27 protein-coding genes are annotated in these 23458 nt (G+C 43.2%); 11 read left to right on the top strand and 16 right to left on the bottom strand.

The annotated features are described in order from the left end of the window. Positions 1 to 75: 75 nt before the first annotated feature. The 16 genes from QYT14_RS13660 to QYT14_RS13585 all read right to left on the bottom strand — a co-directional run bounded on the left by QYT14_RS13660 (position 76) and on the right by QYT14_RS13585 (position 18957). Positions 76 to 561: a hypothetical protein gene (locus tag QYT14_RS13660; RefSeq protein ID WP_005655401.1), complete on the bottom strand. Its 486-nt coding sequence runs from the start codon at positions 559 to 561 to the stop codon at positions 76 to 78. Positions 562 to 565: 4 nt separating this feature from the next. Beyond that, the gene (locus QYT14_RS13655) at positions 566 to 5971 is read right to left on the bottom strand and encodes an N-acetylmuramoyl-L-alanine amidase (protein WP_289307070.1); all 5406 of its coding nucleotides are present in this window, start codon (positions 5969 to 5971) and stop codon (positions 566 to 568) included. Continuing rightward, positions 5953 to 7137, bottom strand: coding sequence for a hypothetical protein (locus QYT14_RS13650; protein WP_008642527.1), 1185 nt, complete (start codon positions 7135 to 7137; stop codon positions 5953 to 5955). Before QYT14_RS13650 ends, QYT14_RS13655 begins: the two co-directional genes overlap by 19 nt. Position 7138: 1 nt before the next feature. Continuing rightward, on the bottom strand, positions 7139 to 7648 hold the full coding sequence (locus tag QYT14_RS13645) for a hypothetical protein (RefSeq protein WP_005655404.1): 510 nt from the start codon (positions 7646 to 7648) through the stop codon (positions 7139 to 7141). Between the two features lie 2 nt (positions 7649 to 7650). Beyond that, positions 7651 to 13062, bottom strand: a complete 5412-nt coding sequence (locus QYT14_RS13640; protein WP_008642525.1) for a tape measure protein — start codon at positions 13060 to 13062, stop codon at positions 7651 to 7653. Further along, complete coding sequence (locus tag QYT14_RS13635) at positions 13062 to 13190, bottom strand: hypothetical protein (protein WP_005655406.1); 129 nt, start codon at positions 13188 to 13190, stop codon at positions 13062 to 13064. Before QYT14_RS13635 ends, QYT14_RS13640 begins: the two co-directional genes overlap by 1 nt. 104 nt (positions 13191 to 13294) lie before the next feature. Next, entirely contained in the window at positions 13295 to 13951 is a 657-nt protein-coding gene (locus QYT14_RS13630; RefSeq protein ID WP_005655407.1) for a hypothetical protein, read from the bottom strand. A 68-nt stretch (positions 13952 to 14019) separates the two neighbouring features. Beyond that, the gene (locus tag QYT14_RS13625; RefSeq protein ID WP_005655408.1) at positions 14020 to 14529 is read right to left on the bottom strand and encodes a hypothetical protein; all 510 of its coding nucleotides are present in this window, start codon (positions 14527 to 14529) and stop codon (positions 14020 to 14022) included. A gap of 15 nt (positions 14530 to 14544) precedes the next feature. Then, complete coding sequence (locus QYT14_RS13620; RefSeq protein ID WP_005655409.1) at positions 14545 to 14970, bottom strand: hypothetical protein; 426 nt, start codon at positions 14968 to 14970, stop codon at positions 14545 to 14547. Continuing rightward, the gene (locus tag QYT14_RS13615; protein WP_005655410.1) at positions 14967 to 15437 is read right to left on the bottom strand and encodes a hypothetical protein; all 471 of its coding nucleotides are present in this window, start codon (positions 15435 to 15437) and stop codon (positions 14967 to 14969) included. The genes QYT14_RS13620 and QYT14_RS13615 overlap by 4 nt, the downstream gene beginning before the upstream one ends. Further along, complete coding sequence (locus QYT14_RS13610; protein ID WP_005655412.1) at positions 15428 to 15760, bottom strand: hypothetical protein; 333 nt, start codon at positions 15758 to 15760, stop codon at positions 15428 to 15430. Before QYT14_RS13610 ends, QYT14_RS13615 begins: the two co-directional genes overlap by 10 nt. A gap of 1 nt (position 15761) precedes the next feature. Next, complete coding sequence (locus QYT14_RS13605) at positions 15762 to 16097, bottom strand: DUF6706 family protein (RefSeq protein WP_005655413.1); 336 nt, start codon at positions 16095 to 16097, stop codon at positions 15762 to 15764. Positions 16098 to 16102: 5 nt separating this feature from the next. Further along, entirely contained in the window at positions 16103 to 16429 is a 327-nt protein-coding gene (locus QYT14_RS13600; protein ID WP_005655415.1) for a hypothetical protein, read from the bottom strand. Between the two features lie 11 nt (positions 16430 to 16440). After that, positions 16441 to 17676 carry a hypothetical protein gene (locus QYT14_RS13595; RefSeq protein ID WP_005655416.1) on the bottom strand — a complete coding sequence of 412 codons (1236 nt, stop codon included), beginning with the start codon at positions 17674 to 17676 and terminating at the stop codon, positions 16441 to 16443. A 19-nt stretch (positions 17677 to 17695) separates the two neighbouring features. Further along, positions 17696 to 18343 carry a hypothetical protein gene (locus QYT14_RS13590; RefSeq protein ID WP_008642519.1) on the bottom strand — a complete coding sequence of 216 codons (648 nt, stop codon included), beginning with the start codon at positions 18341 to 18343 and terminating at the stop codon, positions 17696 to 17698. An 8-nt stretch (positions 18344 to 18351) separates the two neighbouring features. Then, a complete protein-coding gene (locus QYT14_RS13585) occupies positions 18352 to 18957 on the bottom strand; it encodes a hypothetical protein (protein ID WP_005655418.1) in 606 nt (201 codons plus the stop codon). 519 nt (positions 18958 to 19476) lie between these two features. Here QYT14_RS13585 and QYT14_RS13580 point away from each other — a divergent pair. The 11 genes from QYT14_RS13580 (at position 19477) to QYT14_RS13530 (ending at position 23366) form a co-directional block, all read left to right on the top strand. Continuing rightward, complete coding sequence (locus QYT14_RS13580; RefSeq protein WP_225665235.1) at positions 19477 to 19653, top strand: hypothetical protein; 177 nt, start codon at positions 19477 to 19479, stop codon at positions 19651 to 19653. Between the two features lie 25 nt (positions 19654 to 19678). Beyond that, on the top strand, positions 19679 to 19930 hold the full coding sequence (locus QYT14_RS13575; protein WP_007219348.1) for a hypothetical protein: 252 nt from the start codon (positions 19679 to 19681) through the stop codon (positions 19928 to 19930). A gap of 11 nt (positions 19931 to 19941) precedes the next feature. After that, entirely contained in the window at positions 19942 to 20307 is a 366-nt protein-coding gene (locus tag QYT14_RS13570; RefSeq protein WP_005655422.1) for a hypothetical protein, read from the top strand. 41 nt (positions 20308 to 20348) lie between these two features. Next, positions 20349 to 20489, top strand: coding sequence for a hypothetical protein (locus QYT14_RS13565; RefSeq protein ID WP_162487773.1), 141 nt, complete (start codon positions 20349 to 20351; stop codon positions 20487 to 20489). A gap of 11 nt (positions 20490 to 20500) precedes the next feature. Next, positions 20501 to 20680, top strand: a complete 180-nt coding sequence (locus QYT14_RS13560; RefSeq protein ID WP_005655424.1) for a hypothetical protein — start codon at positions 20501 to 20503, stop codon at positions 20678 to 20680. Between the two features lie 192 nt (positions 20681 to 20872). Then, on the top strand, positions 20873 to 21067 hold the full coding sequence (locus tag QYT14_RS13555) for a hypothetical protein (RefSeq protein WP_008642512.1): 195 nt from the start codon (positions 20873 to 20875) through the stop codon (positions 21065 to 21067). 1 nt (position 21068) lies between these two features. Beyond that, entirely contained in the window at positions 21069 to 21344 is a 276-nt protein-coding gene (locus QYT14_RS13550; RefSeq protein ID WP_005655426.1) for a DUF3846 domain-containing protein, read from the top strand. Then, on the top strand, positions 21344 to 22408 hold the full coding sequence (gene dcm, locus QYT14_RS13545) for a DNA (cytosine-5-)-methyltransferase (protein WP_008642510.1): 1065 nt from the start codon (positions 21344 to 21346) through the stop codon (positions 22406 to 22408). Before QYT14_RS13550 ends, dcm begins: the two co-directional genes overlap by 1 nt. A gap of 22 nt (positions 22409 to 22430) precedes the next feature. Then, complete coding sequence (locus QYT14_RS13540; RefSeq protein ID WP_005655430.1) at positions 22431 to 22838, top strand: hypothetical protein; 408 nt, start codon at positions 22431 to 22433, stop codon at positions 22836 to 22838. Between the two features lie 20 nt (positions 22839 to 22858). Then, positions 22859 to 23059 carry a hypothetical protein gene (locus tag QYT14_RS13535; protein ID WP_005655431.1) on the top strand — a complete coding sequence of 67 codons (201 nt, stop codon included), beginning with the start codon at positions 22859 to 22861 and terminating at the stop codon, positions 23057 to 23059. Positions 23060 to 23081: 22 nt separating this feature from the next. Continuing rightward, positions 23082 to 23366, top strand: a complete 285-nt coding sequence (locus QYT14_RS13530; RefSeq protein ID WP_005655432.1) for a hypothetical protein — start codon at positions 23082 to 23084, stop codon at positions 23364 to 23366. Positions 23367 to 23458: the final 92 nt, after the last annotated feature.

Raw genomic sequence — 23458 nt, 5'->3', positions numbered from 1 at the left:
TCACTGAGTAAATCAAGTTTATTTAACTGCAAATATAATCATAAATGTGTTTGCTGAACACATTTATGATTATAATTAAAGTATATCATCAGATAATGAGGTATAACGTGCTTCAAGTTCATTGATTTTATCTCTTAGCAACTGCCTTTCATTATGCAATGCCTTTATCTCATACGGCATTGCATACCCCATTAGGGCGGCTTCGTAGCATTTGATTATCTTATAATCGCTACTTGCCAACACCTCCTTTGAGCGTTCAATCTCATGTGCCACCTTTTGAAAGTCGGGGACTTCTATGTATCTGAATGAAATCCTGTCCCCGGCATCGTATGGCACAATGCGCACAACATAGCCCTCCTTATCTGTGTTTTGTTTACTTTCATCTATTGCATCCACTGGCTTATATATGGTTGGCAGTTCAGCCACCTGTTCAATAACCGATACCATGCGTGTTGTTATTTCCCCCGTTTTCTCATTTCTGATTTTTTGAGGAATAGGGGCTATTTCTATACATTGTAGATAGTCGCCATCCATATATCCGTATAATACTCTTTCTTCCATATTTTTAGTATTTCCATCTACTTACTAACCATGCTTGTTTTTTAACTCCATCTACATATCCTACGGTATATACAAACATACCACCTTGACCCTCTCCAAAATCGTAGTAGTCATTTACCGAAGTATCATCATAGATTAGGTAGCCGCTTCTTGGTCTGAATCTCATATAGCCTCTCCACCACTGCTTTACAAATATAACCTGTCCTTCTTTAGGAGAAGCCGGAAGATACACTACTGATGCGGCAGACGTGTACCCTATTACCACGGTATCTTCTCTATTCAAATACCATGTGTTATTCGACGTTCCTGTAATACACTTTCGACCAAAAATCAAGCCTCCGGCAAATAAATCATAGAAGAAACCGCCAAAGGCTGGTGCAGTCCCCGAATTAGAAGCCCGACCATAAACACCTGCCACGATTGTATCTACCGCATTTATAGCCCATGTTCTTGCCGGAACATTTGCAAAACCAAGCCCAACAATAGCCCCACGGTGCGTATATCCGCTACTTGCTGGCATACCGTCCGTACCTGCCATATTTGAGAATATTCCCGTTGGTGACATATAGGAAACCGCATTAGAATAGTTAGGAGCATTTTTAGCCCTTGTTTCAAAAATTCCACGGTTGGCATCTATTGTCATTTTTGCGCCAAAATCAACGAGCGCATAATCACCACCACCACTTGAAGATTCAATATAAATACGAGCCATTGAAGCATCCAGCTCTACCCTGTTACCATTACCCATAGTGGAAACAATCTTACCGCCCTTAATAAACCAATCTCCAATGTTTGCCCCCTCAGCCAATAACAAGTTTGTGGCAATAGTTTCAAATTGCGCTCCAAACGTATTCCATTTGCTTGTTGTCGTGGGAGTGACATTTGAGAATGTTCCTGCATCAATACGGACTATATAGTATTGATTGTTGTATTTTACAGCATCCAACCGTTTGCTATTTCCGTAATAAGTCTTGGATGAATCATAAATACCCCTATAAACAAGTACGGGGCTATCGCCTTTCTCCCCCTTATCACCCGGCTTTCCATCTTCACCTTTATCACCTTTCGACCCCGTTACACATATTGCAGCCGTAGTGTCGCTCGTTCCATTCGTATAAGTGATAACCGAGCGTGTCCATATATACCATTTGTCTTTCCAAGTTGGGCGTGTTGTACTCCATGAGCCATTAAGTAATGAGGTTGCCGAACTGGATAGGTAGTATTGTTCAATAATAGAACTTACGCCAACACCGCTATCACCCGTAGAGCCTTTGCCGCCTGTAATACAAACCGCCTTAGTGTAGGTAGTCGTGTTGTCTGAATAAGATACTTTCGTTCTACTCCATATATACCTCCCATTTATCCATGTCGGGGCGGTTGTCTGCCACCCCGTAGTAGGCGCAACTGAATTTGACGTGCTTTGTGCATATTCCACATCTGCCAATGTCACACTAACACCATGCTTTCCATCTTCACCATCATAAGGATTTACACGAATAGGGGTACTCCATTTCTGTATCATCAGGTCTGCTTTGCCATTCATTACGGAAGCAATGTCATTCACAGGTAAAGCCCCCATCAACAAACGTATATCATCGAAATACACGGCAGAACCGAATACATCATCATCGTAAATAGCAAAGCCTACAGCCATGATATTAACGCTACCACTATGTAATTGCTCTCCGTTTTTGAATACCGTAACGGTACGGTCATTAAAACGGAATGCAAGGTGAAACCACGTATTAGGCGTGATTGCAATACTCTTTTCCACATAGTGCCTACCGTTATATCCGTTCAACATCCACTTGACTTGATTTTGGTCTGACTTCATCCAAAAACAGAGTGTAAAACTTTCCCCAAAGGGTAAATCATAAGGAATACGGCTCTCCATTCCACCACTCAGATTGAGGGCATATCTCGTTCCGTCTTTTACTACCGTCCCACCGCCCAGCACACCATTATAACCGTTACCCGAAATATCGGCAATGCTTGAAGTGTCGTTAGCTTCAATGGGCAAATGAAATTTGGTACGGTCTGCAAGCCCGGACTTCTTAGCCATTGTACACCAAATATATTCCAACGCTCCTACTTTCGGCATTTCCGTACTCCACCCGGTAGGGTTGGAAGAATTAACATCCAAATCGGGCGGTACTAAAGTCGAGCCATTTTTAGCGTAACGATACTCGTAATATTCACCAGCTCCGGCATCCGTTCCACCTGTACCCGATTCGCCTTTAATCAAAGCCCAAGTGTAATCCATCGGATTATCACTGTCTTTCTGCACGTAGTCGGTGTATTGCCCTATGTAGTCGCCCGGCTCTTCACCATTGTTTGCAGTGAACGACATTCCCCCGTTGTCCGAATACTTGATATGGAAGTATGGAGTACGCCCATCTTCACCGGGTAAACCGGGCGTTCCGTCTTGTCCTTTCGTGTCGCTCCACTTGTAGGCACTTGGTTTGTCGCTATCGGTGGGTATCATATCCACATACAAACCCAACCATCTTCCGGGTGTTTCACCGTTTCCGGCTGTGAACGTTTTGCCGCCATCATCGGAATACTTCTTATGAAGATAGCTACTCTTTCCATCTTCCCCCTTAATAGCTCCAACATCTTTCCAGTTCGTGCCATCCCAAATATAGAGGTTGCCCCCGATTAGATAAGCATCGCCCTCTGAATTTCCAACGGTAGGCAGTTGTGAAACATTGTCCTTAGAACCTTTGATATTGATTGAAGTACCATCAGCACCACGCACACGAAAAGGAATACCCCACGCACCCTCCGTATCAGTCTTGGCGTTCTTTATACTCATCCAAACCACGTTTTCGGACGAAGTTCTGTGCCAACCTCCCGTAGAGCCATCCCCCGTAGGGGTGGCAGGCTTGGTTTCACTGTCATTATAGGTATAGAATACGGATAAACCGCTTTCTCCCTTATCCCCGGTAGAACCTTTCGCCACAACCGACCAATATACGGAATTGGTAGGCAGGTTGCCCATGCTTGGTGTGGGGTTAGTGTATCGGTAGGTACACGTTTCACCATTCACCGTGTAAGCCACCTCATCCCCGGCATAGTACACGTACTTCGGGTTATATGTGCCACGGAACACCCCGATATGTGAGGTGTCCCCACTATCAGAAAGCAAACGGACGTTGTGCAACGTTAATTGGCGTTTTGCCGTTACGTTCCAATCAATAGAACTTGAAGAATCACCGATACGGAACTTGTTGCCGTCCAAATCCAAATAGCACTCCTTATCGCTTGTTATAATCTTACCCGTAGTGATAGTGTTCCCATTAATACGGGTAAATCCGTAGGTGGTGGTAAAGTCCCTGAAATCATCATCCGAATGCACTGACCCCAATATACCCACTTGGAAATAATAGTTATTCGGGTCTTCGGTTGGTTCAACCTTTAGTTGTTCCTGTGTCACATACCAAATGCCATCCGTGCTTTTCTTGGAACACTTGGCAAACACATAGTACCCCTTTGGGCTTGATAGAGTGAATGAGCCAGCCGCCATGTTCCAATGCTTGATTATCTCATCATCAATAGTCAAGTGAGCCAATACCCCGGCAGAAGCATCAAAACGATTGGATATTCCGTTTACGTTGGCTTGCAGTATCACATCTATCAAAACAAATTGTTGGCTCTTAGACCCCACCGTAAGCATATTGGTGTCAATGGAATTGGGCTTGATGTTTTCGGGGTCAAAATAACCGTCCGTATCATACACCATTGTACGCAGTTCCTCTGTTGTACGCCATCCCCTCCGTGCCTTAGTCAAGTCCCGAAGCCGATTGTTTTCTATGATTGTTTCGTGCCGTCCAACATCCACAACCGTTTGAGTGATTGGGGAAATGGCTGTAATGTCCGAAAGGGTCAGTGTATAGTCATGCTCCACAAGCAGGTTCTTTGTCACCTTTTGGATGCGGATATTCTTTTCAATACCGAAACGCTCATCTTTCACGGGTACATAGTTACCCACATGAAAGACGGTTGTTTCGCTATCGCTTGGCAAAGCGTTCAAAAAATAGGAACGTTCAAAGGTAAGCTGATATTGCGCCCGTGCCTGTGTGCGTGGCTTGAACTCGTTATATCCGGCATACCATAAATCTTCCTCTGCATCATCTTCATAAGATTTAGGCAGGTGAATATCCGTAATCTTATACGTGTCACCCTCCGTTATTCGGTAAGCCTCGCTTTCAGTGGTAGGAATAGTTAGCCCCCTGTTGTCCGTAAATGGAATGAGCGTAAACCTTTTTGTTGCATGGTCGTATCCTCCCTTTTTCGCCAATTCAAATTGTTGTCCGGCTAATTTACCCGAAATGAAATTAATCTTTGCCGATACCTCGTTAATCAGATACTTTGTACCTTTATCGTCTTTCTCGTTCAGGTCAAAGTCCATTGTATCATCAATGAAGCTGTTTATATCATCAGCCACCAAAGCAGTAACCGTACCCGTCCGTTTCGGGAAAATATTATCATACGTCACAGCATCCTCATCACTACCCAGTGCATCCCTCAAATCGCCATCCTCCAAATAACGCTTGTTATCATCGGATATGCCTATATATTCGCTCTGAGGCGGTACTATTGTACCGTCCCATAGTTTGTGTTCCTTTTTGTTCAAACGCACTGGAAACGGAAGCTGTAGGCGTTCTGAATAGTCCCTGTAATCACTCCGAATGTTGGTCGTGCCACCCTCCACCCAAAGTCTTGTGATAATGGTCTTATCATCTACCTTTTGCTCTTTGAGCTTGTACAAGCCGTTGCCTTTGCCCCACTCAAAGAAAGCGTTGCCACCCGGGGGCACAACTTTTGCACCGAACTTTCCTATGTGGATGGTACGCACCCCGTCCTTTTGGGTAATGAGAAACTCCAAATCAAATTCACGGTCACTGCAAAGCATTTGCAAAACCTGTAGGCAATTGTTACGGGCAAAGGAAATGGTACGTGGTTCTGTGTCCGGGCAATTAGCTTCATCGAAAGCCCATAAGCCCGGATAGTCACGGCTCACGTTGTAGATAAGCACCTTTACAAAGTCCCGGATATTATAAGTGAGGTCAAACGTGCTTTTGCTGGATTTCCCGTTTGCATCGGTGTTTCGGTACAGGCTTTTCATCAGCTCGTACATCACTCCGTAGAAAGTGGCATCATGCACATAATGGTTGTCCGAAAGCATTTCACGGTTCACCTTAGTACGGATGGTGTATTCTTCACCCTCCACTATGATTTTATCTCCCTTGCCTAAATTAAGCAACTCAGAGGAAACAATGGAAAGCTGTACGTTATCATCCCCCATTAAGGAACTGTTTTGAGCGGCTGATTTCAGCGTACAAAACGGCTCTTTGGAAAACAAGCGTACCTTTTCACCGTTGCGCCTGATTATTTCAAGAGTTCCCATATCACAATAGCATTGGTTTCAAATTTTTCAATGTCTTCAATCACGCCCGAAACGATTATCTCGTATTCACCGGGTGTAACGTAAGTGTGTTCTATCGTTTGTTCGCTGCCGGACACATCGTAAGTGTGCGTGCCGTCACCCCAATAGATATTAAGCAGCTTGGACGAAGTGACGGTAATCGTAGCCTTGCCGTTTGCAGTTCCACCTATATATCTAAGCACCTTTTTCACAGGTTCATCTTCCACCAGCTTTAAACGGAATGTACCCACCATCAAATCGTTGCTATATTGTCCCCAGCTCTTTTCCGGGTCTGCCTCATCCAGCAATTCCACTTCATATACCAAAGGCTTTGCCTTTCCGTCATAGTCCACACGCAAACGGTGGTTCCCCTCCGCATCGAATTGGGAAAAGAAAAGGTTTACCCATTCCACATAGGCGGCACGTCCCGAAGCCTCAATAAAGCAATCCAGTGTAATGTTGCGTTCCTTGTAGCGTGGTCGCTTCTTATCCCTTACAATACCGTGGTAATTGTCCCAGTTCACTTGCAAGGCTTCTTTGCGCTCCAACCGTCCAACCAATCCGGCACTTTTGGAAACGAATACCCCAAACTCCTTGAAGTTCTTTCCGTCTATGAAATATTCCACATCCGTATCTTTCTGCAACTCGAATATTTCACGGGGTTCTTTCGCCACGTCAAACAGTTTCACTTCGTCCAGCAAGGCTTTCGTCCCAAAAAGTGATTGGTCGTTGATGGAAAGCCCCGTTGGTGTCTTTGGTAATATTTCACTGAATATCCGGGTCGTGTTCTCATAGACGGTAAACATATTGCCGGACTTAACGAAAGCAAAGAAAATCCAGCCATCGGGCATTACATCAAGCCATTGCTCTTTATAATTGTCTATACCGGGCATATTCAGCACCCAGCCTAACTTTTGAGAAACAGGCAGCACCCAAAAACAAAGTGTAAAATTACCGCTAAAGGGTATGGAACGAGCTGTTTCGCATTCGCCCGTACCATTCAAAGCAAGTGATTTACCCACTTTAGATTTCTTAGAAAAATCCGCACCATCCGATAAGGTGGCATCGTTGCGGTACTGTGAAAAGTCGTAAGCTATACTACCGTCCGGGTCATCGAAAGGCAGGTGTAAAATCATGTTCTTATCCATATCAGTAAGTATTTTTATTCATTTGTCTAACTTCTATCCCCACTCCCTCTATATCCGCTTTGGCATTGCCATACAGATTCACAAGCACCTTTGCATCCGTTCCGGCTACCGCCACATACAGATACGAGTTATCGAAAGCGTCTATGGTAACAATCGCATTGTCCGACACGTTTACGGCACTATGGGAATCATGCCGTGCATATACCCGTGAAACAGAATAGCCGTCATACTCCAACATAGCTTTGCAGTCACCATTCAGCACCACATCGGGTAAATTCACCTTATCCGTAACCTCATCATCCACAAACACCCCGTAAACCTCGCATTTGCCTTTGAAGTGTTCCCGTATAAAGTCAAGCGTGGGGTAATTCTCCGATATACAGAAATCTATGCCCTTAATGTAAAGCTGTATCAGTTGCTCATAGTCAAGCCCCGTTCTTAGCTTCATTTGCCACATCCGGCAAAGCCCCTTTGCCTTGCCATCCTCTTTAAGTTGTTGTACCAGTTCCATAACTATGCTATTCCTTGTGATAAAAGTGAACTATCTTTATTTTCAATGCGCTTCAAAGTAGTTTTAATCTCCGTCAGCTCTGATGCACTCAACTTCGTGTTGGCGGCTATTTCGGCTTGGTAAACAAGTGCCTGCCTCATAATAGAGGTTTGGTCGCTTTGGTTTATGACAAAGGCATTCAACCGCCCGGCTATCACACCGCCCGTTTCCTCATTCATGGAAGTAACCGCACCCGTAAGGGGGTCTTGCTGTACGGTTTCTTCCTCCACATCCTTAATCCAATCACCAATACCCTCCAATGCGGAATTGAACAAATCCCCGGCAGCGTTCACCATCCTTTCAAATTCTCGCTTCTCTACATCGGTCAGTTTCCCGTCTTTCATGGATTCTCCCAAATAGAGAACGGCATCATTGATTCCCTTTGCCAAAAACTCACGTTTCAACGCTTCCACAACCGCTTTTTTAAGGACTTCTTTTGTCTTTTCGCCCAATGCTTCCGCTGCATCCTCACCTTTGCAATAAGCATCTACCAACGCATCGGCAAATTCATCAATGGCGGTTTTTACATCCGTTCCGGCAAGCGTTTCCATCATTGACCTATCCAAATCCTCTATCTGTTGGGTAATGGATTCTATTTGCTCGTTCCACTGTTGGATTTTTCCGTTATCGGTTTTCTTCTTATCCTTTTCAGCTTGAATTTGCTTTCTTAAATCCTCTTGTTGCTGTTTGAGGTTCTTTTTCTGAGCCTCATAGATAGAAAACATATCTCCGTTTTCTTCCGCATTCTTCAACTGTTTGTTGAGTTCCTTAATCTCCTTGTTGAGTTGAGCGTAACGGGCAAAATCCCAATTCTTCTTTGCTACGTTGGCTTCTTGTTCCAAAGCCCGTATTTGGTCGTTAATCAGTTGGATATTCTTTTCGTAGGCTTCACGTTGGCTATCATTGAACACCCAATAAGTATTATTGTAGGCTCGTTCCAAACGGCTGTAGGATTGTTCCAGCGCATCTATTTCCTTTTGCAGATTTTGAATTTTCTTCTCATACTTGGAATCATGCAATTTGGCAAATATGCCCACTACAGAAGTAACGGCACTTACCATACCCGTAACGCCTCCCAATATGTCACCGCTCATCATTTTACCTACAGAGGCGGCGGCATTGCCCAACTGCCCGAACAACTCCATTGCAGTGCCTAAGCCGTTTGCCAAATCATCCTGTCCCAAATCAGAAAACATGGATGCAATGGCATTGCCGCACGTGGTAGCCGTATCGGTAATCGTTTCAATGGACTTGGTTACGCCTTTGGCGGCTTTCTTCATGTCAGCCTCTGCCTTTTTCACATCCTCATCCGTACCCTTTCCGGCAGCAACATTCGCTTTGGCTTCTGCCAGCTTCTTTTTGGCTTCAATGTAATCATCATAGAACGTGCCTAAAGCCTTAAAGGGATTCTTTGAAATAAGCGTTTCCTTTGCTTGATTCAAACTATCAATCAAAGCACGGTAATCTACGGGATTCAGTTTCAAATCCGCATCTTTTAGCTTTGTTTCAATATCAGCCACCAACTTATCTATTTCAGCTACAGAAAGGCTATCCAAATCGCCAAATAACTTCTTCCAACTATCCGATTGCTTTAACATATTGGCGGTAAGGGTGCTTAACGCTTCTGCCTCCGACTTGTTTACTTGGTTAATCCGTTCTTGGTCGCCCGTCTTTTGAGCGGCAGCACGCAGCAAGGCGTATTCCTTTTGGATGTCATTTCTTTGTTCCTCAAAGGTTCTGTAAGAGGAAAGTATCTTTTGCTGTACTTCTTCCTGTAACTTTTCATCTTCTTCTGAAACAAACAAAGTGGCTTCCGCTTTTTCGTCAGCACCCACAAGCCCGGAACTTCCATTAGCCAGCTTCTCTTTTGCATCGGCTATGGCTTCCAACTTCTCGGCAAGTGTTTGGGCTTGCTGAATGGTCTTAGATACAGATTCCTTGAAAGAATCCATAGCGGACTTTGCCCCCGTGATTTCATTGTATTGCATATTAAGGGAAATAAGTTGGTTACTTTCTCCCTCTGTGAGTGTTCCGGCTTGTTGTTTATCCTTTAGAGCCTTGATTTCATTTTCCACATACTCCTTGTATGATTTACCGCCTTTTAAAAGCGTGGCAAATTGGGTATTGGCTACATCTTCGCCCATGTTACGCACCCAACGGAAATACAAGGCATATTGCTGTTTCTTGTACTCTATTTCACCGTCAAAGAGTTTGTTTTGGGCTTTGTCATATTTCTTGTTTTCAAGTGTTCGCCTTTCATCGAAGCCGTCCTTTTCAGACTTAGATAAGCCACCTTTTCCGGCATCCTTACGAGCTTTAGCCAAAGCCTTTTCCTCTTTGTCTATATTATCCAATGCCTCCTTGTGTTGGAGCGAAAGGGTGCGCTTGCGTTTTTCGTAGCCCTCTTCCAAGACTGCAATACGGTCAGCCTCCAATTTGCGGTCAGCTTCAAGTTGCCTTTCACGTAGTTGCTTGGCGGCACTATCCGCTTTATCCCCCGTGGTATGCTTGGGTAAACGGGCTTCCAACTTCTTTATTTGCGTATCATAACTCTTATAGTCAGAACTACCGATAATGGCAGCTTCACGCAATTCTTTAAGCTGCTTGATACGGTCTGATATTCCCTTTTCCGTGTTAAGGTTTGTATTCTTGGTGTTTACAGCACCATTCAATTTATCCAACAAGTCTTTCAGCTCTTTCAGTTGGGTATTATCGGCTTCCACCTTTACCTTTTTGGCATTGAGGGTATCAATACTTTTCTGAGTTTCACCTATTTTCTTATCCAGCTCGTTAAACGACATAGCCACATAGTCGGTACTCTCTGTTACAGAAGTCGTATCTTTTTTACCATAGAATTTTTCAAGTTGCCTATCTACCTTGCCTATGGTTTCATCTGCCTTTTTTGCTGATTGTGCGACACTTTCAAGATAAGTTTTTATATTTTCCTTGAAAGCATCCATTTCTTTACCTGTAGCCCCGGTGGACTTTTGTACGGCAGAAACAATGCTATCCAATGAGTTGTTGAACGCATCGGTATAGGCTTGACCTGTTAGCCCTTTCAATTGGTTTGCGGATTCTACCGCCATAGATTCTACCGCATCCCATACAGCCCCCGAAGCTCCACGAATAGAACTTGAAGCCACATCAACAACCTTATTCATCATAACGGTTACACCCTCCGGGGTGGTTTCCATAACTTCTTGAATTTCTTTGTAGGTTGCATCTTCGGCATTCTCTTTCAGCTTATCAAGTGCATCCGTTTGGCTTTGTACCAGTTCTTGCATAGCTTGTTCGGTATATTTAGCCTTGATTTTTTCGGCTGTAGTTTGCTGAATGGCTGTAGTCAATTCCTCATATTTAAGACGCTGTAAATCAAGTGTAGCGTTTTCATCAAGCAATGTCTTATTATATTGTTTACATACGGCATTGATTTTTTCAATCGTATTTTTATGTGTTTGAGTTCCTTTCTCCGTATTTTGCAATACGGCAAAAAGTAAATTCAAATCGTCAATCTCTTTTTTCGTGGTATCTTGAAATTCACCCGTTGCCGTGGTCGCTTCTTTTTGTTTGCCCGTAAAAAGAGTAATTACACTGACTAATGCACCTATCAATCCCATTACCCAGCCGATAGGATTGCTCATCATGGAAGCCCAAAGAGCTTTCACCGCTACCGTTGCTTTTGTCGTGATTGCAGTCAGTACGGAAGTTACAGCCCCTTGTGTTGTCTTTGCCGTAGTATCTGCCACGGAAGCGGCTGTGGATTGCTTGGTGGCTGTAGCTTCAAGTAGTTTTTTCTTTGCGTAAAAATCGGATTGGGTGGCTAAAGCCGTCTTTCGTGCGATAGCTGCGTTATCCTCCGCTGCCTCCATCTTCTTAGTGGCAATGGCTATCTTTTCAGCGTTCCCAGTCTGTTGTGCCCTGTACACTTCCAAATAGGCACGTTCTACAGCCGCCTTTGCCGCCAGTGCATCAGCCCGTGCCGATTCCATCTTTACGGCTGCTGCCTTGACATCGGTACGCATGGCATTTAAGGTAGCCGCACTGTTTTGTGTCTTAACGGCAACCTCATTTTCCAAAGCGGCACGATACACGGCACTTTTAGCCGACAAGTCTAACTTGCTTAGAGCTTGCTTTTGTTCAACGGTAAGAACACTCAGAGCCACCGCCTCATAATTGGCAGAAGAAGCCGTTAGATTCAAATTGGAAAGGTATTCTGCTTGTTGGATGGTAAGCATTTGTTGAATGGTGGCAATGCGTAACTGCTTTACCATGTTGGCGTGTTCCTCTACCGTCAGTTGCGCTTGCAATGCTGCGACATGGCTGTTTTGGGCTGCAACCATCGCTTTTGTCTGAGCTACCATCTGCCCAGTAGCAACGGCTTCCAACTTCATTAAGGAAATCTTAGCCTGCCTTGCCGTGTTATCCAAAAGAGCAACGCCCGTATATCCCTTTGTGGCTAATGTATTCAGTACAATAGCGGCTTTCACGCTTCCATAGCCTATAGCAACGGCTTTCAAAATACGCAAAATATCATCCAAATGCTCTGCCATATAGGTAGCACTTTCAATAGCTCCGGCAAAAACATCTTGGTTATCCGCACCCAACTTGTTTAACGATTGTTCCCACGCATCACCCATGTTGGAAATCATACCCGTTAGGGACTTGCTTTGTTCTTGCATGAGGTTGTAGTAAGTCCCGGCTTTACCCGTCATGTTTTGGAAAGCCTTTTCTACTTCCGCAAAGCCAACCTTACCCTCCGTTACAAGGCTGGAAACTTCATCTTTGGTTACGCCAAGCACTTTAGCCAGTTCCTCATAGATGGGAATACCACGCCCGGCAAACTGCCTAATATCCACGGTAAATGCCCTGCCTTGTGTCCGTAGCGTTCCATAGAGGTAGGCAATATCCTGTAGTGGCGCACCCACGCCCGAAGCCACGTTACCAAGCATTACCAGCTCATCCACCACATTATCCACGGTTGAGCCGTAAGCAAGCATCTGTTTGGCACTACTCGCAATGCCCGAAAGGTCAAACGGAGTTTTGGCGGCTGTATCAATAAGCCTATCCATCAAGCCCTTTGCTTGCGTACCACTTTTGAGCATGGTTGTAAAGGCAATTTCCAACTGTTGAAACTGCCCACGTGTTTGCACGATACTTTGAAGCAAAGTCCCCATACCCTGCCCAACGAGGTAGGAAACAATGTATTTCGCCCCATTTTGCGCAAAGCTCTGAATGGAGTTATCCATCACAGACGATTCCGATACGGCTGTGGATGAAACCTGTTTGATACTCCTTTCCATCGCTTGTGCCGACACGTTGAAATCATTTATATCAAGGGTGGCTTTGAACGCCAACGCTCCGTTTATATTATCCATTACATTATTCCTTTCAGATAATTCTTAATATCATCCTTTGTCTTTAGCTGTACAGGCGGCTTCCCACCATCTTTGTTTCCGTCCGTTTGCTCCGGCTCTTGTTCCACACGTGCCGCATCTGCCAGCATGATTTGTACGTTTAGCCAACTGATACCCCAAAGCAGATAATCGTAAGTCCAGCCAAAGGACTTGATAATTTCCCCACGATTACCCCACGGGCTATTTAGCCCGATTACTCTACTCGGTTTGCTTTGAGTTTCTTCGGATTGGTCGTTCCTATCTCCCGTATTGACCGAATAGAGGACGTAAAACCCCCGGGATTCATCATTTGGCTTATCACGTCTGCCAGCTTTTCAAGCCGGGTAGATGTAAGGTGTTCCATGAAAAACGCTTTCAAGGCTTTCACCTCTTTGTCTTTAGAGGGGTCAGCTACCACGGGATTGTTAAGCACGGCTACGGCTGCAATCTCAGCCATCAGAGGAATATACTTGAAAAGGCGTTTGCTTTCCTGTATGGGTTCGGCTTGTATCTTTTCCTCATCGTATTCTATATTCAGATACAACCGCCTCAAACAATCCATCGTACCCAAATAAAGAGGCTTCAAATGGAAGTGGCGCATATATACACGCTCCATAGTTTGCAAAGCGGCATTGGGTACTTCTGTTTCGGACACATCCCAGCCTTTGGGAATACGTTTGTCACGCCACATCTTTACATGGTTCGGAAAATGCTTATTCCACCAACGGATGAAGCGTGGCGGTTTTACCGGGTTAATTTTAAGCGGTACATTGAATTTCACTCCCATGTTCACAAGTGCCTGTATCGCCTTTTCTTCGATTTCCAAGCGTTCTTCACGGGTCAATTCACGTTCATTATTCAGTTGTTCCATTTGTCTTAAAAGTTAAAAAGCCCCCCATCCGGGGATAGGAGGCTATCGGTTCTCAGACTTTTTCAGTGTCATGCTACTGTTGGGTCGCTCATTTCCTCGCTTGCTTGCAAGTTTGATTGGAACTTGATAGTCATAGGCACAAGGCAGATACCCTTTGAAGAATAGGTAATCTCGAATGTCGGGATGATACGCACATTGGCACACCCGATAAACAAGCCCTCTTCCGGTTGAATCCATAACGCCCACTCCTTGTATTCCAATTTTCGTGGACGAATCCAAGTGCGCTTGCCCTTTTCTCCAGCAATAGTACCACCGAAATAACGTGCAAGCAATTCCAAATCCGGGTCCATCAAAGAAAGCTCCACATTTGTAGGTGTTTCACCCACCAACGTAATAACCTTGCTTGACGTTTCCGACTTATGTTCCGTGATTTCGGGAGAATCATCTTTCAAGTTGCAAGTGTCTTGATACACATCGCCCAAATCAAGCCATTGGTTGCCTTTTGCGGGCATACTTCCATCGGTCATGGCAGGGGCGATATAAATCTTTTTCAACCCCATTGTTGCTAAAATCGGCATAATCTTAATTTTTTATTAGTTGATACTCTTTTCTCTTACTGTAAGCTCCAAAGCAAGGGAAACAAAATGTTCGTTTTGGTCTTTCTCCTTAATCGGTGGGTTAAACCGCCCTATGTTCCAGTTATAGCCTTTCCCACTTTCATAATGGTTTTTCAACACCTCAACCACCTTTGCCCTTATCTCTATGAGCCTCTTAAAATGTGTCCTGTAAACGGCTTGCCCCTTGCCTTTGGCTATCACCTTATCCGGCACATGAATATTCACGTTTATCTGACCGTAGCGCACGGATGCTTCACCGTCTATCGTATGAGGGACAATTATCACATCCTCTTTGGTGTAGTCGTTACGCTCGTAATCAATCACACCCGAAATGAAGTTTTTCACCTCGCTTGCTTGAAGCATGGCGTAAACCTTTGTTGCTATTTCCTCAGTCGTTATCATGCTGCGTTCCCGAATAATTCGATTGCTTTCTTATTAGCTTTCATCACCAACTTGTTAATCTCGGCAGGAAGTTCGCTTTTGGCTTTCAGTTCGGCAGGTAGAATCACGTTGTACCCTTTGGCTTCCACGTAGGCGGCATAATTCATTCCGGCTACTATAATGAGGGAAAAAGTGTTTGGCAGCGTGGCGGCATACTTCATTGCAGCCTCCAACATGGCTTTCGCACCCTCTCCGGGCTGGTCTGACCCACCATAGTAAACGATTTCCTTATTCTGTACCACGGCATAGCCTATAGAGTTGGTTAAATTGCCCGTTTGGTCTTGGTAGTTGTGGCTATCCTTAGCATACTTAGCCAGCTTTTCGCCCATGTATTTTAACAAGGTTACGAAAGCCAATTCAAGTTGCTTTTGGAAAGCAGCCACGGGGTTTAAGATAGCCCCTTTGTCAAACATCGGCATTATCCCCATATCTCTATGTATTTAGGGTTTGTATCATCTATTCCCGAAATGGTGAACTCATCCACACCTCCACGCTCCAAAGTCACTTCCACACGTGCGCCTATACTCAAATCACCCTCAAAGTAGGATGGTAAAAACACATCAAAGGTGTATGAATACATTTGCCCGTCCGTTCCCAATCGTTGCTTGGCAGGTATGAATTTCTCCACTTGACACTCACAGCCTTTCACCCACACGGGCGCATCATCGTCCGTGTAAAATCCCGTTGCTTCATCCCTCGTTGCTTCAAGGGGCAAAGCGGTGTATCTGAAAGTTCCGTTATTCCGTGCCATATCACCACAAATTAGAGCCGTCCGTAATGGAAGAAACTTCGACAAAATCCGAAACGTCCAAACCGTTCTCGTTGCAAAGGTCTTTAATGCGCTTCTCCAACTTCTCCACGCTGTAGCCTTGTGAGGACTTACCTAACGTGTCATTGGTAAGCACAATCATCCGCTTTAGCACCTTTATAGCGGCTATGGCTATCGTGCGTTGGTCTGTGTCGGCATTGTACTCACTATCCCAGTCGCTTATCTTCACATCAGCAAGTGCCTTTTGCAAAGCAAGGCGGCTTGGGGTATAGGGTTCAAGCTCACCCACCAACGCATTGTATTTTGTCAAAGTTCCCATCACTACTATTTTTCAAGGGCTTCTTTCAAAGCCGTTACACTCTCATCTGAAAGGGCTTCAATCGCTTTGGTTACACCTTTAACCCCGGCATTTTTGGCAACGGGGGCATTGATGGATTCCAAAGCATCCTTTACCACATTCAAATCATATTCATTGTCTTGGAAAGTGACCTTTTCAGCCTGTTTGCTTTCCAAAGACTTAATCACACAAATGCCCCTTGCAACCAAATCATTAACTCGGTTAAGCTCATCGGTATGCAAGGTTTCACCTACCTTGTAGATTTTGCCTTTGTCGTTTTTGTCTATAAACGCTTTCTTTACTGCCAGTTCCATAAGCAAAAGATTTAGCCTACTTCAAGAGCTGTTGCACTCTCAAATTCGGATTTAGTCCAATAGGTACGTGCCACACCATTTGCATCGGCTGGTACTTCCTTTTCCTCAAAGCCACGCACCTGTAAACAGATGATAGCACCAATTTCAGTGATAAGAGGCAACAAACGTCCAGAGCCTTGTGTATATTCGGCTGCAACTTGACCAGTGGATTCCCCGGTACGCCACTTGGCGATACGAATACCACCGCCAGCGTTCATGTAGTCCACGTTTTCTTCCTCTATCAACTCGCTATCTTCAATGGCGGGCTGAATTTCACCGATAACCCCGGCAGGCTTGATACAGATAAAGTTGTGATTCCACGGTTCAAGCGATTTACGCTTACCGTCCATATCCATACCCATTTTACGGGTAATCACCGTTACAGGGGGGATTTCATTACCAGCAAGCAAATCTGCCATCTGAGCCGTTGTTACGGTCTGAGCCTTTTTATCGTTACCATGTACCAACAAACGGGTCGTTTCGTCCATACGCAACCAAAAATAGAGGTCTTGGCTCATAAGGATTTCGCCCGGCTCAATGCCACGGTTACGCAGGTCACTACAGATAGCCGACAACATCAAAACGGGGGACAACTTGCCAGCTTTGGTATTGGCAGAGTTCCACAAGAAAGCTGATACCAGCTTGTTTGTTTCCGGCATTTGATAATCCACCTCGTACTTACGTCCACCCGGATTGTTGATTTCCGGCACGAACTGAGCCACACCCCAATTAGAGAATGCCATCAGAGCGATAAAGTCCATCACGTCCTTACAGCCCAAATAAGCATCTTTCATGTCGTGGGTAAGGAGCTTTTCAATTTGCTTCACCTTAGCGGATTCACTCAAACGGGGATTTTCGTAAACCTCCATCAGTTTACGGTAATCACGTGCGTACATGGGGAACTTGTGACCCACACGGGGGATTTCCTTAGTCCACACATCGAAGCCGTCAGAACGCCTCATAGGTGTAGGTGATTCATCACCAATCAATGTAGCCATGATACGCAAGTTGTACTTACCTACAAGTGCCTCGGCAGTCAATGACATTTGGGGCGTGTTGGTAGTAAACCAGCTATCACAGTACATCTTCTGAAAAAGGGTTGTTTCACGTTCGGAAGCCTTATCAAAAGTCTTTTTCCACGTTGCCAAAAAGTCAAGCGGTTTGCCGTCCTTGTGAAGCCCTTTGAATGTTGAAAAAATAGATTTCATGTCGTTACGCTAATTTTAGTTAGTGTGATTTCGTTAATTTCACGTGGGGATTCCCTTTCAAGTAATCGCCCGTAGTGTCCTTTTGCCCGGCAGGGATAGGCGGCACACGTCTTTCGTACATTGCGTATTGCATGGTGTCGGCAGAAACATCTACAGAGGTTTCAAACTCGCCTACTTCCACATCGGCAATCAGTACGGAGTTGGAAGTGCCACGCTCCTTTGATTTTGCGGCAGTTTGTCCGTCCGAAACAACCTCTACCAATACATCATCCTTTACAAGCCCGGCAATGGCTTTGGAGAGAGTGACAATGTAATTGTTTCCGTTTCGCTCAATCTTTTCGATTGTGGGAACATCGGCAATGGCTGTAGCGGCTGTGCCGTCTTTCAGCACCAAATCACCAACGGCAAAGCAAGGCTCGTAGAACTCATCCACGTACAGGCTTACTTTCTTGGTGTTTTCTGCATCCACTTCCACCACTTTTGCAGTCTTGATGACTTGCACCGTCCTTTTCACCTCATCCTTGATAGCAAGCGTTCCGGCAGGCACGGTATCGCCAACAGCGAAATGTTGGTTTTCCACGTCCAGATTGAAGCCGCCTTGCACGATAGAGGGCGAACCCGTGAAAATGGGTCGCATCCCGGTAAATGAAGCAGTCTTTCTTTTCATTTCATCTTTTATTTTACGGTTATTGATTCCAGCAAGCTATCAGCAGCTTCATCAATTTGCTTTTCACTTGCCGCCTTAGAACCCCCTGAGTGTTCATCATCAAGCCCATTTGTAATAAGCTCCTGTTTGTAAGCGGAAACGGCATCCTCAATATCTTCATCATCGGAGATTGATTTTGCCAAACGGTCACGGAGATAAGCCGGGATTTTGTGCTTTTCCATAGCCTTAACTACTTCCTTCGCACGGGCTTCTTTGCTTTCTTTGGCTTCGTAGTTAGCAATCTTTTCCTCCATTTCCTTTAACCTCTTTTCAGTCGCTTCGTCCAAAGCCACCTTGCCCTTACGTTTAGATTCTTCTTCCTTACGCTTTCTTTCTTCCTCTTCCTCATCCTCGGTTTGGGTTGGTTTCTTTTTGTTTGCCCATCGGGTTGCTTCACCTTGACTTTCCTTAGCCACTTCCGCAATCAGATTTGCCGTACTTTCTATTGCCTCATCATCGGTAGAATCATCCTCAATGCTGCCACCCATTTTTTCGGTTATCGCTTTAAGGTACTTCTCCGAAAGACCAGTGTCTTTACACAAGCCTTTGACTTTCTCAAAGAGTTTCTTATTCATTGTTGCTTTTGTTATTTAGTAAGTTGAACTTCTACAGAGCAAAGATATGAAATAAAATCATATATGCGTTCTATAAACACACATATTTTACTCGGTAAATTACTTGCCTATTAGCATCTTACGCTTAAAAACAAGACGTAAAAGCGATTTTTCATTTACTATATTCAATATAACAAATATGTGTTTGATTAACACAATAGGAATAATATTTTTCACTCAACAAAAATATATCCTCAAAAAGCACAAAATATATCCTGTTTTGCAGTAAATATATCCATTCGAGCATTTTCACCCATCTTAAATAAAGGAAATTACCACTAAAAGACTATCAAAACCAACTATCACATAGGTATTTTGAAAATATATCCAAAAATATATCCAAATACTTTGTTATATTAAATATATAGCCTATATTTGCATCGTAATAAGATTGATAACGTTTAAAATATATGTGATATGGATGTGAATTATATTCTAATAAAAGGAAACAAGCATTTTAAGTGCCACAGTTTAGCAGAAATGGCTATCTATTTTAGCTTGTCCGTAACCAGCAATGGAAGCGTAATCTGTGATGGCTACCATGATACAATGTCTTATTCTAAAGAGTGGAGCCACGAAGATATTATTACCGATTTCATACGCAACAGAGTAGAGAAAGTAGTACCTGATGTTGAAATATACAAAGTACAAAAATAATAATGCAACACTAAATTTTCAGATTATGGCAACTAAGAGTATTGATAAAAAGAAAACATTGGAATATGCGGTAGCATTTTACTTCTATGATTCGGGATGTGTAAACTTTATGATGGGTAATATCATGTACCAGCATATCAAAACCATTTATGACGAAAGGGCAGACGGCAGAGGGCAAAACACATTAGAGGTAGTTTACAACTACAAAAAAATGAAATATGAAGTGCTGTGCCTCACAGACAGCAAATTAGCTCAAAAAGAAATATCAATACTATAATACATATTGCCATGACACAGAAAGAATTTGAAGAAAGAACCGGGTTGAAGCTAACAGCGGACAACTATATAGAGGTTGAAACTTGCTACATGAATACAGACCTTGATAAAGATGCGTTTTGTAAGTTGTGGATGAAAAACCCGGCAGCTCTGAAAGAAATAGAGCAAAAAACGGTGTTAGTTCGTGAACTTTACGAAGAACGCAAATGTCTTGCAAACTTTCTTATAGAACAAGCCGAAAAGTGGAGTGCATCAGATTTAAGAGAAAAAGCAATAGCTATGATTGGAGAAAGAGAGTATCTCAGAAGAAAAATAGCCAAAGGGTACAACCTTTGGAAATTAGACAAAGAACTATTAGACGAAATTTTAAGAAAGTAATAACCAGTAGGGTAGCAATCCCCTACACAATGCAACACCGTATGAAAAAATATTATTTGCAAGGCAAAGAGATTAGCGAAAAACAAGCTAAAGCCATTGAAGCCAAAAATCAGAAGTACATAAGCAGCAATGATTTTACACTTTGGGCAAAGTGCCAATTTGTAACAGTAGTAACCAAGTAAATTTCAAAATTATGAATGAATACACTTATATCATTTTCGACCATAACGGCAGACGTTTGGGAAAGATTGAGTTTGGAGTGCGCAACAGCGTTCCATCCGCAAAAGAAATAAAAGAAGCCATTAAAGATGGTTTCCCAAATGGTGCGACTTATAAATTAATCGTTCCAACAAGCGTGTGTATCAACCAATAAAATTTTAGGATATGGGAATATTGAAAGATGCAATTTTAGCGGCAATACAGCAGGAACACCCGGATGCTCATTGGGTGGGAAACGAAAAACCCCACATGATAGAATCTACAGCGCAAGCAAAATACAATGACGTTAGACGTGTTGAACGCAATTATACTAAAGGCGTTCACAAGGCAAGAAAGGAGGCTCACAATGGCAATAGTAACAGTACAAGACATTTATAGATGTGATTCATGCAAGGCAGCATCAGACGAATTAGGAAGAGGATGTAAGCATGGTATGCTCTTCCCTCTAATGCTTATAATGGGAAACTTTACTGAGTGTATGAACTATGAGTTTGATGCCGAAAAGGTAAAACTTCAACTAAAACGAAAGGAGGCAAAATAAGATGGCAACACTGATAAAGACAGACGGAAGTAAATTGGAAATCCAACCTCAAAACGGGCTGGGCTTCCAACTGGATGAACTGCAAAAGTTCGTAGATGGTTACATTGATATTATAAACCTACACAATGGGGATATTCTCGTAATCAATGATAATGGGAAAGACGTTTTAGATTCCAACGAAACAGCCACGGAAATAGCGCATAAACACAATGCTATTTTTGGTTGGGATTATATTTGTGGCGATGTCGTTATGTGTAAAGATGAGGAGGTGCAATAATGGAAATTCATAAATTCCCTTATAACTGGAAGCTGGCAGAAGCCAATTTCACTAAAGACAAAGGCAAAGTGTTTTCTTGTTTTGCGTGTGGTGGCGGTTCAACTATGGGCTACAAGTTGGCAGGGTTTGATGTGATAGGTTGCAATGAAATAGACCCTAAAGTGAATCAGGTGTATGTAACCAACCATGCACCACGGTTCAATTTTTTAGGGGATATAAGAGAATTGAGAGAGAGAGAGCTACCGCCCGAACTTTATAACTTGGATATTTTGGACGGCTCACCCCCATGTTCCACTTTCTCCTTATCCGGCAACCGTGAAAAGGATTGGGGCAAAGAAAAGGTGTTCAGAGAGGGGCAAACGGCACAAGTTCTTGATACACTTTTCTTCGACTTCATTGCTTTGGCAAAAGCACTGCAACCAAAGGTTGTGATAGCGGAAAATGTGAAAGGCTTGCTTATGGGTAATGCCATAGATTATGTAAGGCGCATTTACAAGGACTTTGAAGATGCTGGGTATTATTGCCAACACTTCTTACTTGATGCTTCTAAAATGGGAGTACCACAAATGCGAAACCGGGTGTTCTTTGTATGTATTAGGCATGATTTGGGCGTGAATTTCTTGAAAGTGTCTGACCTCTTCAATGTTGAGCCGCATATTAGCATGGACTTCAACGAGCCGGGGATTTGCTACGGAGAATTTGCGGATTACATGGGCAAACCATACGGCAAGCGCATGAAAGAAATGTTTGATAATAGAACACATGGGGATATTGATATGTCAAATGCTTATCGGAAGCTGACAGGCAAAAGAGGATTTTTCAATCAATGTTATTTGTATGAGGATAAAATTTGCAACACGCTTACGGCTCATGCAGACAGCACGATTCCTTTTAATAAGCCTGTGTATTTATCAAAATCTGAGGTGTGCAACGCTTCTACTTTCCCGCAAGACTACGATTTTTGCGGCTTTTCACCGCACTACATTTGCGGTATGAGTGTACCGCCTGTTATGATGGCGCAAGTGGCTACACGAGTTTACGAACAATGGCTATCAAAGTTATAAATAATTAGAGAAAGGAGCTAATATGACAAAAAGAGAAAAGCATCTTTTATGGATGATACTAAATAAAACAATCGGTAGATATATTCTTGTCAATATGCCCGGTTATGGAAGTGGAGAGAGGGCTGATTTGCATTTATATATAAGCAAAATATTGTGTCATTACATACTTATGGATGGCGGCTTGTGGACTATCAGAGGCTTAGAGGATGAATACCCGAAAGGTACATTTGATGTACATGACTGGATAGCAAATAATATAACTGACCGCATGGATGAAACAATAGGTTTTGTTGTTGATAGACAAATGACGCATGAAGAACAGGGTATATGTACAAGAAAATTCTTTGAACTTTTATGTGCTAATATTGATGAGATAGCTAAAGTTGTGATAAGAAGTAAACGTGATAGTGTTGGGCTGTATAATGGATAACATTCAAAAAAAATATAGATATGAGTAAAGAAGAAGCTATACAAGCAATGAAAGAGGGTAAGAAGGTTACGCACCGTTTCTTTTCCTCTGACGAATGGATGACTATTGAAAATGGATTTCTTCTTTTAGAAGATGGCGTACGTATCTCTTTGGAAGATTTTTTTAATTTTCGCAGTGATAGTCTTTGGGATGATGGATATGAATTGTATACCCCCTCATAATAAATCAGAAAGGAATTGAAGAATGAGGTACGCACTTAGGAAGCAAGCTAAAATAGCCTCTGTGTATAGTGAGGATTATTTAAACAAGCATATCATCAAAAGTCTTGATTCATATTTTGGTAATACCAGCGATGAGCACATAACAGATGATATTTCACAAGAGGGATATGTAACCAGTACCGGAGAAGATTATCCAATTCTAAAGGTTAATGACCTTTCTGATGATAATGCTATGTTGGAGTTTGCCGTTATAGGTTTGGAATGCGATATATTAAAATTGTCTTTTTTAGGACGAATAAAAGGATAAACACAATGGAGATAGACCGCATTAACCTTGTATAATAAAATAAACTCGGTAAACATTTGTTTTATTAAATATAATATAGTAATTTTGCGTTT

This window comes from uncultured Phocaeicola sp., from assembly GCF_948499155.1.
Lineage (GTDB): Bacteria > Bacteroidota > Bacteroidia > Bacteroidales > Bacteroidaceae > Phocaeicola > Phocaeicola faecalis.
The sequence above is the reverse complement of the archived record's forward strand: the minus strand, read 5'-3'. Positions and strand labels throughout refer to the sequence as shown.

Bases quoted from the DNA above. Each gene is read 5' to 3' on its own strand.
- QYT14_RS13630 (WP_005655407.1), bottom strand. From the start codon at position 13,951: ATGGAACAACTGAATAATGAACGTGAATTGACCCGTGAAGAACGCTTG.
- QYT14_RS13535 (WP_005655431.1), top strand. From the start codon at position 22,859: ATGAGTAAAGAAGAAGCTATACAAGCAATGAAAGAGGGTAAGAAGGTT.
- QYT14_RS13530 (WP_005655432.1), top strand. From the start codon at position 23,082: ATGAGGTACGCACTTAGGAAGCAAGCTAAAATAGCCTCTGTGTATAGT.
- QYT14_RS13560 (WP_005655424.1), top strand. From the start codon at position 20,501: ATGAATGAATACACTTATATCATTTTCGACCATAACGGCAGACGTTTG.
- QYT14_RS13640 (WP_008642525.1), bottom strand. From the start codon at position 13,062: ATGGATAATATAAACGGAGCGTTGGCGTTCAAAGCCACCCTTGATATA.
- QYT14_RS13540 (WP_005655430.1), top strand. From the start codon at position 22,431: ATGACAAAAAGAGAAAAGCATCTTTTATGGATGATACTAAATAAAACA.
- QYT14_RS13625 (WP_005655408.1), bottom strand. From the start codon at position 14,529: ATGCCGATTTTAGCAACAATGGGGTTGAAAAAGATTTATATCGCCCCT.
- QYT14_RS13635 (WP_005655406.1), bottom strand. From the start codon at position 13,190: ATGCTGGCAGATGCGGCACGTGTGGAACAAGAGCCGGAGCAAACGGAC.
- QYT14_RS13575 (WP_007219348.1), top strand. From the start codon at position 19,679: ATGGCAACTAAGAGTATTGATAAAAAGAAAACATTGGAATATGCGGTA.
- QYT14_RS13550 (WP_005655426.1), top strand. From the start codon at position 21,069: ATGGCAACACTGATAAAGACAGACGGAAGTAAATTGGAAATCCAACCT.
- QYT14_RS13610 (WP_005655412.1), bottom strand. From the start codon at position 15,760: ATGGCACGGAATAACGGAACTTTCAGATACACCGCTTTGCCCCTTGAA.
- QYT14_RS13650 (WP_008642527.1), bottom strand. From the start codon at position 7,137: ATGGATAAGAACATGATTTTACACCTGCCTTTCGATGACCCGGACGGT.
- QYT14_RS13655 (WP_289307070.1), bottom strand. From the start codon at position 5,971: ATGGGAACTCTTGAAATAATCAGGCGCAACGGTGAAAAGGTACGCTTG.
- QYT14_RS13615 (WP_005655410.1), bottom strand. From the start codon at position 15,437: ATGGGGATAATGCCGATGTTTGACAAAGGGGCTATCTTAAACCCCGTG.
- dcm (WP_008642510.1), top strand. From the start codon at position 21,344: ATGGAAATTCATAAATTCCCTTATAACTGGAAGCTGGCAGAAGCCAAT.
- QYT14_RS13645 (WP_005655404.1), bottom strand. From the start codon at position 7,648: ATGGAACTGGTACAACAACTTAAAGAGGATGGCAAGGCAAAGGGGCTT.
- QYT14_RS13570 (WP_005655422.1), top strand. From the start codon at position 19,942: ATGACACAGAAAGAATTTGAAGAAAGAACCGGGTTGAAGCTAACAGCG.
- QYT14_RS13585 (WP_005655418.1), bottom strand. From the start codon at position 18,957: ATGAATAAGAAACTCTTTGAGAAAGTCAAAGGCTTGTGTAAAGACACT.
- QYT14_RS13565 (WP_162487773.1), top strand. From the start codon at position 20,349: ATGAAAAAATATTATTTGCAAGGCAAAGAGATTAGCGAAAAACAAGCT.
- QYT14_RS13595 (WP_005655416.1), bottom strand. From the start codon at position 17,676: ATGAAATCTATTTTTTCAACATTCAAAGGGCTTCACAAGGACGGCAAA.
- QYT14_RS13600 (WP_005655415.1), bottom strand. From the start codon at position 16,429: ATGGAACTGGCAGTAAAGAAAGCGTTTATAGACAAAAACGACAAAGGC.
- QYT14_RS13555 (WP_008642512.1), top strand. From the start codon at position 20,873: ATGGCAATAGTAACAGTACAAGACATTTATAGATGTGATTCATGCAAG.
- QYT14_RS13590 (WP_008642519.1), bottom strand. From the start codon at position 18,343: ATGAAAAGAAAGACTGCTTCATTTACCGGGATGCGACCCATTTTCACG.
- QYT14_RS13605 (WP_005655413.1), bottom strand. From the start codon at position 16,097: ATGGGAACTTTGACAAAATACAATGCGTTGGTGGGTGAGCTTGAACCC.
- QYT14_RS13580 (WP_225665235.1), top strand. From the start codon at position 19,477: ATGGCTATCTATTTTAGCTTGTCCGTAACCAGCAATGGAAGCGTAATC.
- QYT14_RS13660 (WP_005655401.1), bottom strand. From the start codon at position 561: ATGGAAGAAAGAGTATTATACGGATATATGGATGGCGACTATCTACAA.
- QYT14_RS13620 (WP_005655409.1), bottom strand. From the start codon at position 14,970: ATGATAACGACTGAGGAAATAGCAACAAAGGTTTACGCCATGCTTCAA.